This is a genomic window from Sulfitobacter sp. 1A13368, assembly GCF_043557275.1.
GTDB lineage: Bacteria > Pseudomonadota > Alphaproteobacteria > Rhodobacterales > Rhodobacteraceae > Sulfitobacter > Sulfitobacter faviae.
Genome location: NZ_JBIFFR010000004.1, coordinates 24363 through 36261, shown reverse-complemented (window position 1 = coordinate 36261; position 11899 = coordinate 24363). Strand labels below are relative to the sequence as shown.

At 64.4% G+C, this 11899-nt stretch carries 12 protein-coding genes; 6 read left to right on the top strand and 6 right to left on the bottom strand.

Features of this window, described 5'->3' with window-relative positions; all coding sequences use genetic code 11:
* Window positions 1-93 precede the first annotated feature (93 nt).
* Entirely contained in the window at window positions 94-1125 is a 1032-nt protein-coding gene (locus ACGYK4_RS09525; RefSeq protein ID WP_394456183.1) for a permease, read from the bottom strand.
* Complete coding sequence (locus tag ACGYK4_RS09520; RefSeq protein ID WP_394414264.1) at window positions 1118-1459, bottom strand: ArsR/SmtB family transcription factor; 342 nt, start codon at window positions 1457-1459, stop codon at window positions 1118-1120. The genes ACGYK4_RS09525 and ACGYK4_RS09520 overlap by 8 nt, the downstream gene beginning before the upstream one ends.
* A 109-nt stretch (window positions 1460-1568) precedes the next feature.
* On the opposite strand from ACGYK4_RS09520, the gene ACGYK4_RS09515 reads away from it, so the two are divergent.
* Window positions 1569-2168, top strand: coding sequence for a uracil-DNA glycosylase family protein (locus ACGYK4_RS09515; protein ID WP_136720430.1), 600 nt, complete (start codon window positions 1569-1571; stop codon window positions 2166-2168).
* Window positions 2149-2955, top strand: coding sequence for an SseB family protein (locus tag ACGYK4_RS09510; RefSeq protein ID WP_394456181.1), 807 nt, complete (start codon window positions 2149-2151; stop codon window positions 2953-2955). The genes ACGYK4_RS09515 and ACGYK4_RS09510 overlap by 20 nt, the downstream gene beginning before the upstream one ends.
* 73 nt (window positions 2956-3028) lie before the next feature.
* On the opposite strand, the gene ACGYK4_RS09505 is transcribed toward ACGYK4_RS09510, so the two are convergent.
* On the bottom strand, window positions 3029-3646 hold the full coding sequence (locus ACGYK4_RS09505; protein ID WP_394456179.1) for a GcrA family cell cycle regulator: 618 nt from the start codon (window positions 3644-3646) through the stop codon (window positions 3029-3031).
* 363 nt (window positions 3647-4009) lie between these two features.
* On the opposite strand from ACGYK4_RS09505, the gene ACGYK4_RS09500 reads away from it, so the two are divergent.
* The 3 genes from ACGYK4_RS09500 (at window position 4010) to ACGYK4_RS09490 (ending at window position 7195) form a co-directional block, all read left to right on the top strand.
* Window positions 4010-5185: an aspartate aminotransferase family protein gene (locus ACGYK4_RS09500; protein ID WP_394456177.1), complete on the top strand. Its 1176-nt coding sequence runs from the start codon at window positions 4010-4012 to the stop codon at window positions 5183-5185.
* 73 nt (window positions 5186-5258) lie between these two features.
* A complete protein-coding gene (argF, locus tag ACGYK4_RS09495) occupies window positions 5259-6164 on the top strand; it encodes an ornithine carbamoyltransferase (RefSeq protein WP_271691836.1) in 906 nt (301 codons plus the stop codon).
* Window positions 6161-7195 carry a 2-dehydropantoate 2-reductase gene (locus tag ACGYK4_RS09490; RefSeq protein WP_394456176.1) on the top strand — a complete coding sequence of 345 codons (1035 nt, stop codon included), beginning with the start codon at window positions 6161-6163 and terminating at the stop codon, window positions 7193-7195. Before argF ends, ACGYK4_RS09490 begins: the two co-directional genes overlap by 4 nt.
* A 19-nt stretch (window positions 7196-7214) precedes the next feature.
* On the opposite strand, the gene ACGYK4_RS09485 is transcribed toward ACGYK4_RS09490, so the two are convergent.
* Window positions 7215-8696 (bottom strand): inorganic phosphate transporter, encoded by a 1482-nt coding sequence (locus ACGYK4_RS09485; protein ID WP_394456174.1) that lies wholly within the window; start codon window positions 8694-8696, stop codon window positions 7215-7217.
* Window positions 8697-8860: 164 nt separating this feature from the next.
* Entirely contained in the window at window positions 8861-9289 is a 429-nt protein-coding gene (locus ACGYK4_RS09480) for an NUDIX hydrolase (RefSeq protein ID WP_231886276.1), read from the bottom strand.
* 169 nt (window positions 9290-9458) lie between these two features.
* Here ACGYK4_RS09480 and gndA point away from each other — a divergent pair, with 169 nt between their 5' ends.
* On the top strand, window positions 9459-10907 hold the full coding sequence (gndA, locus tag ACGYK4_RS09475) for an NADP-dependent phosphogluconate dehydrogenase (protein ID WP_394456531.1): 1449 nt from the start codon (window positions 9459-9461) through the stop codon (window positions 10905-10907).
* A 176-nt stretch (window positions 10908-11083) separates the two neighbouring features.
* On the opposite strand, the gene truA is transcribed toward gndA, so the two are convergent.
* Window positions 11084-11857, bottom strand: coding sequence for a tRNA pseudouridine(38-40) synthase TruA (gene truA / locus ACGYK4_RS09470; RefSeq protein ID WP_322329316.1), 774 nt, complete (start codon window positions 11855-11857; stop codon window positions 11084-11086).
* Between the last annotated feature and the right edge of the window lie 42 nt (window positions 11858-11899).

The window sequence follows — 11899 nt, the reverse complement described above, 5'->3', positions numbered from 1 at the left end:
GGGCGACATCTGCCCTCACCTCAGTAACAGTCGAAACGAAAAAGGGGGCGGCATTTCTACCGCCCCCGCATTCGGGTCGTCAGTTTGACGCGGTCACGCCACCAACTGCCAGATCACACCCGCAAAGATCGCTCCGACGAAGGCAAAACCGATATAGGCGGCGAAAACATGCGGTTTGACCAGTGCCCAGACCGCGATGGCCGCCGGAATGCAGCTTACCCCGCCCGCCACGACAAAGGACATGGCCGCGCCTTGGGTCATCCCTTGCGCCAGCAGCGCGTCGATCAGGGGCACGGCGGCATAGCCATTCAGGTAGGCCGGTGCGCCCACGAATGCGCCCAGAATGATCGGCATGATCCCGGTGCCGCCCAAGACATTGGCGATCCATTCCGCGGGCACATAGGTCAGCATGAGGGCTTCGACCACATAGGCGAGGGTCAGCCATTTGACGAGGAACAGCGCATTGGTCAGCGCCGTGTCGGCAAAGCTCGCGCGGCGCTCGGCCTCTTGCCAGAACTTCCAGACCGGCGCGCCAGAGAACGGTTTGGCCGAAGAACAGCAGCTGCTTTTCGCAGGCTGCGGGCGCAGGGGGTCGTTGAAAATCGGCGTGCGGGACAGGGCCATGACGGTGAAACCCCCGAACATGCCGACGCCAAGCGCCGCGATGGTTTTCGCCAAGGCGAAGTCGAAGCCGAGCGTGCCTGAGGTGATCGCGAACATTGCCGGGTCCATCAGCGGGGAGGCCAGCCAAAAGGCCATCACCGCGCCGAGCGGGGCGCCGACGGCCAGCAGCGCAGCAATAAAGGGGATCACTTCGCAACTGCAAAAGGGGGACAAACCGCCGAGCGCCGCTGCCATTACCACCATCCGGGCCGGGTTGCCCTCGAACGCGCGGGCAAGCAGGCTCTCCGCCCCGCTGGCTTTGAGATAGGCCACCGCCAGCACCGCGAAGGCGATGAAGGGGGCGGTGTGCAAAAGCGCCTCAGACGCGAAGATGACCGTCGGCATGACCTGTGGCGGATCCAGCAGCGCGATCAGCGCCAAGAGCGCCAGCGTGATGCCCCAAGCGCTTTTTAGAAAGGCCAAACGGTGCAACGCGGGGAGGGTTTGTGTGGTATCAGCCATGGTTATGCTCCGTGCAGCCGTCGATTGCGTCCGCGCAGCATTCGGTCAGCAGGAAATTCGCCAAGGCTTGCACCTCTTCATAGGCGACGGCGGCGCAGATGGTGCTGCGGCCTTGTTTTTCCTGTTTCACCAGACCGGCAGAGGCCAAGAGTTTCAGGTGATGTGTCAGGGTCGAGCCGGTCACGCCGGTGCGTTCGCCCAGCGTGCCGATGTTCAGCCCCTCTGATCCGGCGCGCACCAGCGTGCGCAGCACCAGAAGGCGTTGTTCCGATCCAAGCGCCGCAAAGCTGCTGGCGGCAAGGGTGAGGGCGGGAGTTGCGGATTCTTGTTTCATGATTCTAGAAATATCGAAATGTTAGCGCGATGCAAGGTTTATTTCGATAATTGTCGAAGTGACGGCTCACCGCCCTTTATCTTTTCGCCCTACCGCTTATCTCCTGCTCATGAAGGATATCCGAGATGATCTGGCGGCCTGCCGCCTTTGTGCCGAGCGTTTCGCCGTGACCGCCACCCAGCATCGCCCGCGGCCCATCGTCTGGTTCAAACCCGGCGCGCGGCTGCTGATCGCCAGCCAAGCGCCCGGCAAACGTGTGCATGAGGCGGGCAAGCCGTTCTGGGATATGTCCGGCACCCGCCTGCGCGACTGGCTGGGGCTGGATGAGGCGACATTCTATGACCGCGACAGGGTCGCCATCGTGCCGATGGGCTTTTGCTTTCCGGGCTATGATGCCAAGGGCAGCGACCTGCCGCCGCCGCGTATCTGTGCGCAGACTTGGCGCAAACCGGTGCTGGAGATGCTGCCCGATCTGCGGCTCACGGTGTTGATTGGGGCCTATGCAATGAAATATCACCTCCCCGGATTTCGCAATGTGACCGAGGCCGTGGCGGGCTGGCGGGATCATCCGCCGGGGGTCTTTGCCTTGCCTCATCCGTCGTGGCGCAATACCGGATGGTTGAACAAGAATCCCTGGTTCGCGGAAGAGGTCTTGCCCCGTCTGCGCGCCGCCGTGTCCGAGGTGATGAATGACCGACCGCCAAACTGACCCCAAGACCGAGCCGACCCCGCTCGACCAAGCCCATGCCGCGATGGCCTCCGCCCCCGACGACGACGCGGCGCGGCTGCGCTTTTACGAGCGTATCGCGGATGTCGAGCTGTTTATGTTGCTCGAGGATGAGCCGCAGGGCGATCAGATCAGCCCGGTGCTGCTTGACGATAGCTATGTTATGGTCTTCGACCGCGCGGCGCGGCTCTCGGCTCACGTGGGGGAGGCGTCTCCTTACGTGGCGCTCTCGGGCCGTGCGATTGCCGCGATGTTGGCGGGGCAGCCCTTGGGCATGGCGGTGAACATCGGCGTGGCCCCGTCCGAGATCCTGCTGCCTGCCGAAGCGATGGACTGGCTGCGCAGCACATTGGCCCATGCGCCGGGCGAGGTGGAGGCGGGCATCGACCGCGTGTTCCCGCCGCAGGGCTTGCCCGAGACGCTGATCGCCGCGATTGATGCGAAATTGGCGACGGCCACGGGCATGGCGGCGGGGGCCTTCCTTGTCGGTGTCGAATACAGCGGCGGCGGGCGCGGGCATCTGCTGGCCTTCGTCGGTGCGATCCCTCGCGCGCAAGACGCGCTGGTGCGCGCGGCGTCCGAGGCGCTGACCTTTTCGGGGATCGAGGCGGGGGCGATGGATGTCGGCTTCTTCGGTCCCAATGACGCGGTGGTCGAGAAGCTGGCCCGCGTCGGCCTGCGGTTTGACCTGCCGCAGATGGAGCCTTTGCAGAATACGCCCCGGATGGCCCCGGGCAGCGATCCGGCGAAACCGCCGAAACTGCGCTGATCTAGGCCTCAGGCAAGAAAAAGGCGGGTAGGGCACTCAAGCCCGCCCGCCTTTTTCTTTCATTCCGCCGGACTTAGCGGCGGCGGTCGCGCCGGGCGCTCATCGGTTGGAAGGCGACGCCGACATGGGCCTCGCAATAGGGTTTGCCCTGCTGCACGGGCAGGCCGCAGAACCAGAAATCATCGGTCGCCGGGTCGCCCACGGGCCATTTGCAGGTGCGTTCGGTCAGTTCCATCAGGCCGATCTTCTTGGCCTTCTTCTCGACTTCGCTGACCTTGGCCAGCGCCTCGGGGCTGATCTCATTCGCCGACGGCTGCGGCGGCAGGGGTTGGCCTGCGGGGATGATCTGCTTGCGTGCGGGCAGGTTGGGCTTGGGCGCCGGGGCTGCGGCGGGCTCTTCGGTTTCGGGCGCGGGGGCGGCTTCGGCCTCCGGCTCGGACGCGGCTTTGGCGGCGGGCTTTGCCTTGGCCTCGGCCTTGGGGGCTGCGGGCTTGGCCTTGGGCTCCGGCTTGGCAGTCGCCGCCGCGGCGGCGGGTGCGCCAGCGGTGCGGTTCGACAGGCCCAGACGGTGCACCTTGCCGATCACGGCATTGCGCGTCACCCCACCCAGTTCTTTCGCGATCTGGCTGGCGGACTGGCCTTCGCCCCACATCTTTTTCAGTGTCTCTACGCGCTCATCAGTCCAGGACATACGGGGTTCCCCAGTTAAAAAGCGGCCCCCTAGCCCGGACCGCTTTGTCAGTGTATCGGCCCCCATTTTATCTTCTGGGGCCGCAGGTGCAAGCGCCGATGCCCTCTGGGCACGGGGCGCTGCGATTGGGGCTTTACGTGGGGGATGAAGGGCGGCTATGCAAGAGCCATGATCAAATCTGCCGCATATTCCATCCGACGACGCTCCGTCCGATAACATGGTGCCCCCCTTTGGGGCGGCGTGATGGCCTGATCTCGCAGCCTGCGTGCTGCATCCTTTCAAAAACAAGCAAATCCCATTGACCCTGCGCCAGCCCCATGCCCTTTTACCGGCGTGACACGGCCCTCTTTCAAGGACAAACAGATGATCCCTTCCGTTCTGCCAACCTATAATCGCGCTCCTTTGACCTTCGTCAAAGGCGAAGGCACTTGGCTGATCGAGGCGGATGGGCGACGTTTTCTTGATCTGGGCGCGGGGATCGCGGTGAACGCGCTTGGCCATGCGCATCCGGCGCTGGTGAAGGCGCTGACCGATCAGGCGCAGGCGCTATGGCATACCTCGAACCTCTACCACATTCCGCAGCAAGAGGCGCTGGCCGACCGGCTGGTGGCCGAGACCTTTGCCGACACCGCCTTCTTTTGCAATTCGGGGACCGAGGCCTGCGAATTGGCGGTGAAGATGGCGCGCAAGTATTTTTACGAGGCAGGCCAGCCCGAGCGGGTCGAGATCATCGCCTTTAACGGGGCCTTTCACGGCCGCTCTTCCGCCGGGATCGCGGCGGCGGGGTCTGAGAAGATGACCAAAGGCTTCGGCCCGCGACTCCCGGGTTTCGTGCATCTCGACCTCGGCGACAGCGCCGCACTTGAGGCCGCCATCACCGACAAGACTGCCGCCATCATGGTCGAGCCGGTACAGGGCGAGGGCGGTATCCGCGCGGTGCCGGATGCCGAATTGCAGCAGATGCGCGCGCTGTGCGACGCCCACGGGCTTTTGCTGATTTGCGATGAGGTGCAATGCGGCGTGGGCCGGACCGGGCGGCTCTTTGCCCATGAATGGGCCGGGATCAGCCCCGACATCATGATGGTCGCCAAGGGCATCGGCGGGGGCTTTCCGCTGGGCGCCGTACTGGCCACGGAAAAGGCGGCCTCGGGCATGACGGCAGGAACCCATGGCTCAACCTATGGGGGCAACCCGCTGGGCTGTGCCGTGGGCTGCGCGGTGCTGGATGTGGTGGCCGACGCGGCCTTTCTGGCCGAGGTGAGCCGCAAGGCGGGGCTGCTGCGTCAGCGTCTCGAAGGGCTGGTGGCTGAGCATCCGGAGGTTTTTGAAGAGGTGCGCGGCGCGGGGCTGATGCTGGGGCTGAAATGCAAAGTGGCGAATGCCGATGTGGTCGCCTCGGGCTATGCCCATGAGCTGATCACCGTGCCCGCCGCCGACAATGTGATCCGCCTGCTGCCGCCGCTGACCATTTCCGACGATGAGATTGCCGAGGCGGTGACCCGCCTTGACGCCATCGCGCGTGACCTGACCCCGGCCTAAGCGCCATTCACCCCAAAACATTCCTCGGGCTTTCAAGGCCGTGGCCTTGGACCCCGCAAGACAGAGACGACAGATGAACCATTTTCTCGATATCCACCAAACCGACCCCGCCGATCTGCGGCAGATCATCGACAATGCCGCCGCCATGAAAGCCGCGCGCAATGGCCGCCCGCGCGGCGCGCCGGATGATGACCAGCCGCTGAAAGATCACATGGTCGCGCTGATTTTCGAGAAGCCCTCGACCCGGACGCGTGTCTCCTTCGACGTGGGCGTGCGGCAGATGGGCGGGCAGACGATGGTGCTTTCGGGTGCCGATATGCAGCTCGGCCATGGGGAGACCATCGCCGACACCGCCCGCGTGCTGTCGCGCTACGTCGATATGATCATGATCCGCACTTTCGAAGAGCAGACCCTGCTGGAGATGGCAGAATATGCCACCGTTCCGGTGATCAACGGGCTGACCAACCGCACGCATCCCTGCCAGATCATGGCCGATATTCAGACGTTTGAGGAGCACCGCGGCCCGATCAAAGGGCGCAAGGTGGTCTGGTCGGGCGACGGCAACAACGTCTTCGCCAGTTTCGCCCATGCGGCCAAGCAGTTCGACTTCGACCTTGTCTTCACCGGGCCGGAGCCGCTCGACCCCGAGCGCGCGCTCGACGGGCTTTATACCACCGAGCGCGACCCCCAGAAGGCCGTGGAGGGTGCCGATCTGGTGGTCACCGATACTTGGGTCAGCATGCATGATCCGCAATCGGCGCGGGAGCGGCGGCACAACCAGCTGCGCGGCTATCAGGTGAACGATGCGCTGATGGCGTTGGCGAAACCGGACGCGCTTTTCATGCATTGCCTGCCCGCGCACCGCGATGACGAGGCGACAAGCTCAGTCATGGATGGGCCGCATTCGGTGATCTTTGACGAGGCCGAGAACCGTCTTCACGCGCAGAAAGCCGTCATGCGCTGGTGTCTGGGCGCATGAGCGACGGCCCCCGCATCGTTGTTGCGGGCGCGGGGGCGGTGGGCTGCTTCGTCGGCGGGCTGCTGGCCGGAGCGGGCCATGCCGTGACCCTGCTGGCGCGGCCCCGCATTCAGGCCGAGATCCGCACCCATGGGCTGACCCTCACCGATTTCGGCGGCATGGCGCGTTACCTTTCGGCGGATGATCTGAGCCTTGCGGGGGATGAGACCAATCTGCGCGATGCCGATATCGTGCTGGTCACGGTCAAATCGCGCGACACCGAAGACATGGCCCGGCTGATCGCCCGCCACAGCGCGCCGGGCGTGCAGGTCATCAGCCTGCAAAACGGCATGGGCAACCGCGCGGCCTTGGCCCGGCATCTACCGCAGCATGATCTGCGCGCGGGGCTGGTGCCGTTCAACGTCGTGGCCATGGGGCAGGGCTGCTACCACCGGGCAAGCTCGGGCGATTTGGTGATCGAGGCGGGCCCGGCTGATCTGGCCGCGCGGCTGTCGCTGCCGGACCTAAAGGTAGAGGAACGCGCCGATATCACCGCCCTGCAATGGGGCAAGTTCCTGATGAACCTCAACAATGCCCTGAACGCTTTAAGCGGTCTGCCGTTGCAAGCGCAGTTGCAGGATCGGGCGTGGCGGCGTCTGATGGCCGATCAATGGGCCGAGGCGCTGGCGGTTTTGCGCGCCGACAAGATCCGCCCCGCCATGACCACGCCGATACCGGCGCGGCTGGTGCCGACACTCCTGCGCCTGCCGACGCCGATTTTCACCCGCGTCGCCGCCACCATGTTGCAGATCGACCCGCAGGCGCGGACCTCGATGTCGCAAGACCTCGCCGCGCGCCGCCCGACTGAGATCGACGCGCTCCAAGGCGAGGTGCAGCGCCGCGCAAGGGCGCTTGGCCGCGCGACGCCGGTGACGGATATGGTGCTGCGGGTGATGGGCTGGGCAGAGCTTGCGGATGAAGGGCTGCCGCATCTGCCGGTCGCCGCGCTGCGGGCCGAAATGGCGGCAGGGCAGGACCGGCAAGAGGGGTGAGGCGCAGGCGCGCCTGACCTTAGTTCACAAAGGCGTTCAGCACCCAAAAGACGATGCCAGAGAGCAGCGCCGCAGCAGGCACGGTGATCACCCAAGCCGCAACGATGGTCATGAAATGCGAGCGGCGTACGAGCTTGCGGCGGCGGCGTTCTTCCTTGGCGATGCGCTTGACCTCACCGGTCTTGGCCCCGATCCGGCGCAGCCGACGCTCCATATGCCATTCACGGTAAAAGCCCACGCCAAAGACCCCGCCCACGGCGATATGGGTCGAAGACACGGGCAGGCCCAGCCAGCTTGCCACGATTACGGTGATGGCGGCTGAGAGTGCTACGCAATAGGCGCGCATCGGGTTCAGCTTGGTGATCTGGCTGCCCACCATACGGATCAGTTTCGGGCCAAAGAGGAACAGACCAAAGGAGATGCCGAAGGCCCCGATGATCATCACCCATGTCGGGATGCTGACCTTATCCTCAAAACCGCCGAACTCGGTCGCATGGACGATCGCCGCCAGCGGGCCAACCGCATTGGCCACGTCATTCGCGCCATGGGCAAAGCTGAGAAGCGCGGCAGAGAGGACCAGCGGCAGGCCAAAGAGCGTTTTGACCGAGCGGTTGCGGTTCTCCATCCCTTCAGAGGCGCGGCGGATCAGCGGGGCGGAAATGGCATAGACCACGAGCCCGGTCACCAGCCCGATGATCAGCGCCATCGGCATGTCGATGCTGATAATTTTCTTCAGGCCCTTCAGCGCCAGATAGGCGGCAAAGACCCCGGCCATCAGGCCAACCAGAACCGGCACCCAAGTGCGCGATGCGGCGATTTTGTCGTCCTGGTACAGGATGCGCGCCTTGATGAAGGCCAAAAACATCGCCGCCACGGCACCGCCCAGCACGGGCGAGATCACCCAGCTTGCGGCGATCATGCTCATTGAACTCCAGTTGACCGCGCCAAGGCCCGCAGCCGCGATGCCCGCGCCCATGACCCCGCCCACGACCGAGTGGGTGGTCGAGACAGGCGCGCCGACCCATGTGGCAAGGTTGACCCAAAGCGCGGAGGAGACCAGCGCGGCCATCATCGCCCAGACAAAGATGCGCGTGTCCGCCACGCTCGCCGGATCGATGATGCCCTTGGAAATGGTCGAGACGACATCGCCCCCCGCCAGAAGCGCCCCGGCGGATTCGCACAGTGCCGCGATGACAATCGCGCCGCCCATGGTCAGCGCGTTGGCCCCAACGGCGGGGCCCATGTTGTTGGCCACATCATTCGCGCCGATGTTCACCGCCATATAGGCACCGAAAACCGCCGCTGCGATTACGACAAAACTGGAGGGCTGCTGCCCGAAGAATACCGCCGCAACGGCACCTGCCACCACGATAAAGGCCAGCGCGATGCCCGGCGCCACAAGGGGGCGGGCGACATAGGTCGCGGCCAGTTCGACTTGCGAAATACGGTTGAGGTCCTTGTCCAGCGTCTTCCACTGGCTGCCCTGCGGTTCCGTTGCCATTCCTGTATGATCTCCCAACGATCCAAACGTTCAGCGGGGGGTGACATAAGGCTATCGAGGGCGCAAGTCACCCTGTCACAAAATTGTAACATCCCGAAACGGGCAATATTGGCGGTAGGGCAAGGGCAATATGGCACCGGACAGTTGCCCGGTGCCGAAGGGGCTTAATGGAACGCGGACAAGATTGCTTTAAGATCAGGCTCATCCACGAGTTCCGATGCCTCTTGCGGGGTGAACCACGCGCGTTTGCGCATGCCCGCTTCGGGGTATTCCTCGCTCAGATCGCGGACGCGGGTGAGGTAGACCTGTGTGGTCACGGGCACGGTCAAACCTTCGCCGAGACCCTTGTCATAGTCGAAAATACCCATCGGATCGGATTCGATATCCGCTTTGGTCACCCCGGCCTCTTCCCATGCTTCCTGCAAGGCGGCGCCGGCGCCGTCCAGCCCATCGATCGGCCAGCCCTTGGGCAAAATCCAGCGACCCGTGTCGCGGCTGGTGATCAGCAGGACCTTTTTGCCCGCCTCGGTGTCGCGGTAGCACAGGGCGGCAACCTGCACACGGCGGGGACGTTTAAAAATAGGAAGGACCATATCCTCCCATGCGCGTCTAAATACTTGTGTCATTACAGAACTATGCCTCGGTCGGGTGTTTTTCTTGTTATCCGCACATTATATAGTCTTCCCGAACGCAAATCAAACTGCGGCCTGCCGGATAGGCGGGCTTGGCAGTATGACAGGCTAGAAATGAGGCATGATCGTTATGGCAACTGGCACGCAGGCGGATGGGGGCGCGGCGCAGGGCGCAGGCGCCGATATCGGGGTATACGGTCTGGGGACCATGGGCTCGGCTCTGGCGCTGAATTTGGCCGACAGTGGATTTACCGTGGCGGTGAGCAACCGGGAGGCGGACTGGATCGCGCCGTTCCTTGACGAGGCCGGACCGCTGGCCGAGCGCCTGATCGGGACGGAGCGGCTTGAGGATTTCGTTGCCGCCATCGCCCGCCCGCGCAGCATTCTTTTCATGATCCCCTCCGGCGCGCCGGTCGATGCGATGATCGAGGCGATCAAACCGCTGCTGGATGAGGGCGACACTTTGATCGACGGCGGCAACGCCGATTTCCACGATACCCGCCGCCGCAGTGCCGAACTCGAAGGCACGGGGCTGCATTTCGTCGGCATGGGCGTGTCGGGTGGTGAGGCCGGGGCGCGCAATGGCCCGTCGATGATGGTCGGCGGCAGCGCGCATTCCTGGACCCAGTTCAAACCGATGGCCGAGAAGATTGCCGCGCAATTTGAGGGCACGCCATGCGTGGCGCATCTCGGCCCCGACGGGGCGGGGCATTTTGTCAAAACGGTGCATAACGGCATCGAATATGCCGACATGCAGATGATCGCCGAAGTCTACGGCCTGCTGCGCGATGCGGGCGGGCAGGGCGCGGTTGAGATTGGCAACCTCTTTGCCGACTGGCGCAAAGGGCCGCTGAACTCCTATCTGATCGAAGTCTCGGCCGCGGCGCTTTTGTCGGTCGACACCCAGACCGGGACGCCGATGGTCGATGTGATCCGCGATCAGGCTGGGCAAAAGGGCACCGGGCGCTGGACCTTGATCGAAGCGCTCAAGATGGGGCAATCGGCCAATACCATCGAAGCCGCCGTCGGCGCGCGTGGATGGTCGAGCGTGAAGTCTGTGCGCGAAATGGCCGAGCCGCTGTTGCCCGAAGGTGTGCAGGACGCGCCGCTGCCCGAGGTGGCGGATCTGGAAATGGCGCTTTTGGCAGGGCGGATCATTGGCCACGCGCAGGGCTTTCGCATCCTGTCGGCGGCATCGGAGGAGTTTGACTGGTCGCTCGACATGGCGCGGATCTCCGAGATTTGGCGGGCAGGCTGCATCATCCGCTCGGCGCTGCTGGACGAGTTTGCCGATGCCTTCCGGGGCGAATTGCCCGGTGGGCATCTGATCCTCGCCCCCGCCATGCGCAAACGTTTGGAAGAGAGCATTCCGGCGCTGCGCCGGGTCGTGGCGGCGGGCGCATTGTTGGGCGTGGCGCTGCCCGCGCTGTCGGCGGCGCTGGCGTGGTATGACAGCATGCGCCGGGCGCGCGGCACGGCGAATATGATCCAAGCGCAGCGCGATTTCTTTGGCGCACATGGGTTTGAGCGGATAAGCGAAGAGGGCAAGTTTCACGGGACGTGGACGCCTCTGCCGTAAGAGGGCTTATAGGTCCGGAAACAAGCCGAAGGCGCCGGACCATCGCCTGCCCGCCCGGTCGGGGAGGCGATTTCGCCAAGGGCGGTGCCCTCTGGGTAACGCGCCCCTAGGCTGCACGATAAAGTGGCATGAACCGACTGAAGTATCGCCACCCCGCGGGCAGGCGATGGTCCGCGTCACGCCTTAGCGAACGGGTCCACCGGATAGCTCACATGCGCCAAGTATAACCCCTGCGGCGGGCAGACTGGCCCGCAGGCGGCCCGATCCTTCGCCGCAAGTGCTGCACCCATATCCGCCACGCTCCATGACCCCGCGCCGACACGCTCGAGCGAACCGACGAAACTGCGCACCTGGTTGTGCAGGAAGGACCGCGCGCGCACGTCGAAATGATACTCCGTCCCGGCCATGGTCTCGACCTGCGAGACCTGTAACCGATCGAGCGTTTTCACCGGGCTTTCCGCCTGACAAACGGTCGAGCGGAAGGTGGTGAAATCATGCTTGCCCACCAAAAGATCCGCCGCTGCCTGCATGGCCGCGACATCTAGGCGGTGTTTGATCTGCCAGACCAGCCCCGCTTGATGCACCGCCGGGGCGCGGCGGCTGAGGATGCGGAAGTGGTAGCGCCGCTCAAGCGCCGAAAAGCGGGCGTGAAAATCCTCGGGCGCCAGCACGCAATCGGTGATCGCGATGGGCTGCGGCTTGAGGTGATAGTTCAGCGCCTCGCCGAGCCGGAAGGGCGACCAATCGCGGGCCATGTCGCAATGCGCAACCTGCGCCAGCCCATGCACCCCGGTATCGGTGCGCCCGGCGGCGGCGATGGTGTGGTCACCGGGTTCCAGCTTGGCCAAAGCGGCCTCGATCGCGCCTTGCACTGTGGGCTGGTCAACCTGACGCTGCCACCCGTTGAAGGGCGCGCCGTGGTATTCGATTTTCAGGGCATATCTGGGCATGACCGGGGCCTTAGCGCGGGCGGGCGCTTCTGGCAATCCCTG

Excerpts from the sequence above, each read along its gene's own strand:
- ACGYK4_RS09525 (WP_394456183.1), bottom strand. The coding sequence starts at position 1,125 with ATGGCTGATACCACACAAACCCTCCCCGCGTTGCACCGTTTGGCCTTT.
- ACGYK4_RS09520 (WP_394414264.1), bottom strand. The coding sequence starts at position 1,459 with ATGAAACAAGAATCCGCAACTCCCGCCCTCACCCTTGCCGCCAGCAGC.
- ACGYK4_RS09515 (WP_136720430.1), top strand. The coding sequence starts at position 1,569 with ATGAAGGATATCCGAGATGATCTGGCGGCCTGCCGCCTTTGTGCCGAG.
- ACGYK4_RS09510 (WP_394456181.1), top strand. The coding sequence starts at position 2,149 with ATGACCGACCGCCAAACTGACCCCAAGACCGAGCCGACCCCGCTCGAC.
- ACGYK4_RS09505 (WP_394456179.1), bottom strand. The coding sequence starts at position 3,646 with ATGTCCTGGACTGATGAGCGCGTAGAGACACTGAAAAAGATGTGGGGC.
- ACGYK4_RS09500 (WP_394456177.1), top strand. The coding sequence starts at position 4,010 with ATGATCCCTTCCGTTCTGCCAACCTATAATCGCGCTCCTTTGACCTTC.
- argF (WP_271691836.1), top strand. The coding sequence starts at position 5,259 with ATGAACCATTTTCTCGATATCCACCAAACCGACCCCGCCGATCTGCGG.
- ACGYK4_RS09490 (WP_394456176.1), top strand. The coding sequence starts at position 6,161 with ATGAGCGACGGCCCCCGCATCGTTGTTGCGGGCGCGGGGGCGGTGGGC.
- ACGYK4_RS09485 (WP_394456174.1), bottom strand. The coding sequence starts at position 8,696 with ATGGCAACGGAACCGCAGGGCAGCCAGTGGAAGACGCTGGACAAGGAC.
- ACGYK4_RS09480 (WP_231886276.1), bottom strand. The coding sequence starts at position 9,289 with ATGGTCCTTCCTATTTTTAAACGTCCCCGCCGTGTGCAGGTTGCCGCC.
- gndA (WP_394456531.1), top strand. The coding sequence starts at position 9,459 with ATGGCAACTGGCACGCAGGCGGATGGGGGCGCGGCGCAGGGCGCAGGC.
- truA (WP_322329316.1), bottom strand. The coding sequence starts at position 11,857 with ATGCCCAGATATGCCCTGAAAATCGAATACCACGGCGCGCCCTTCAAC.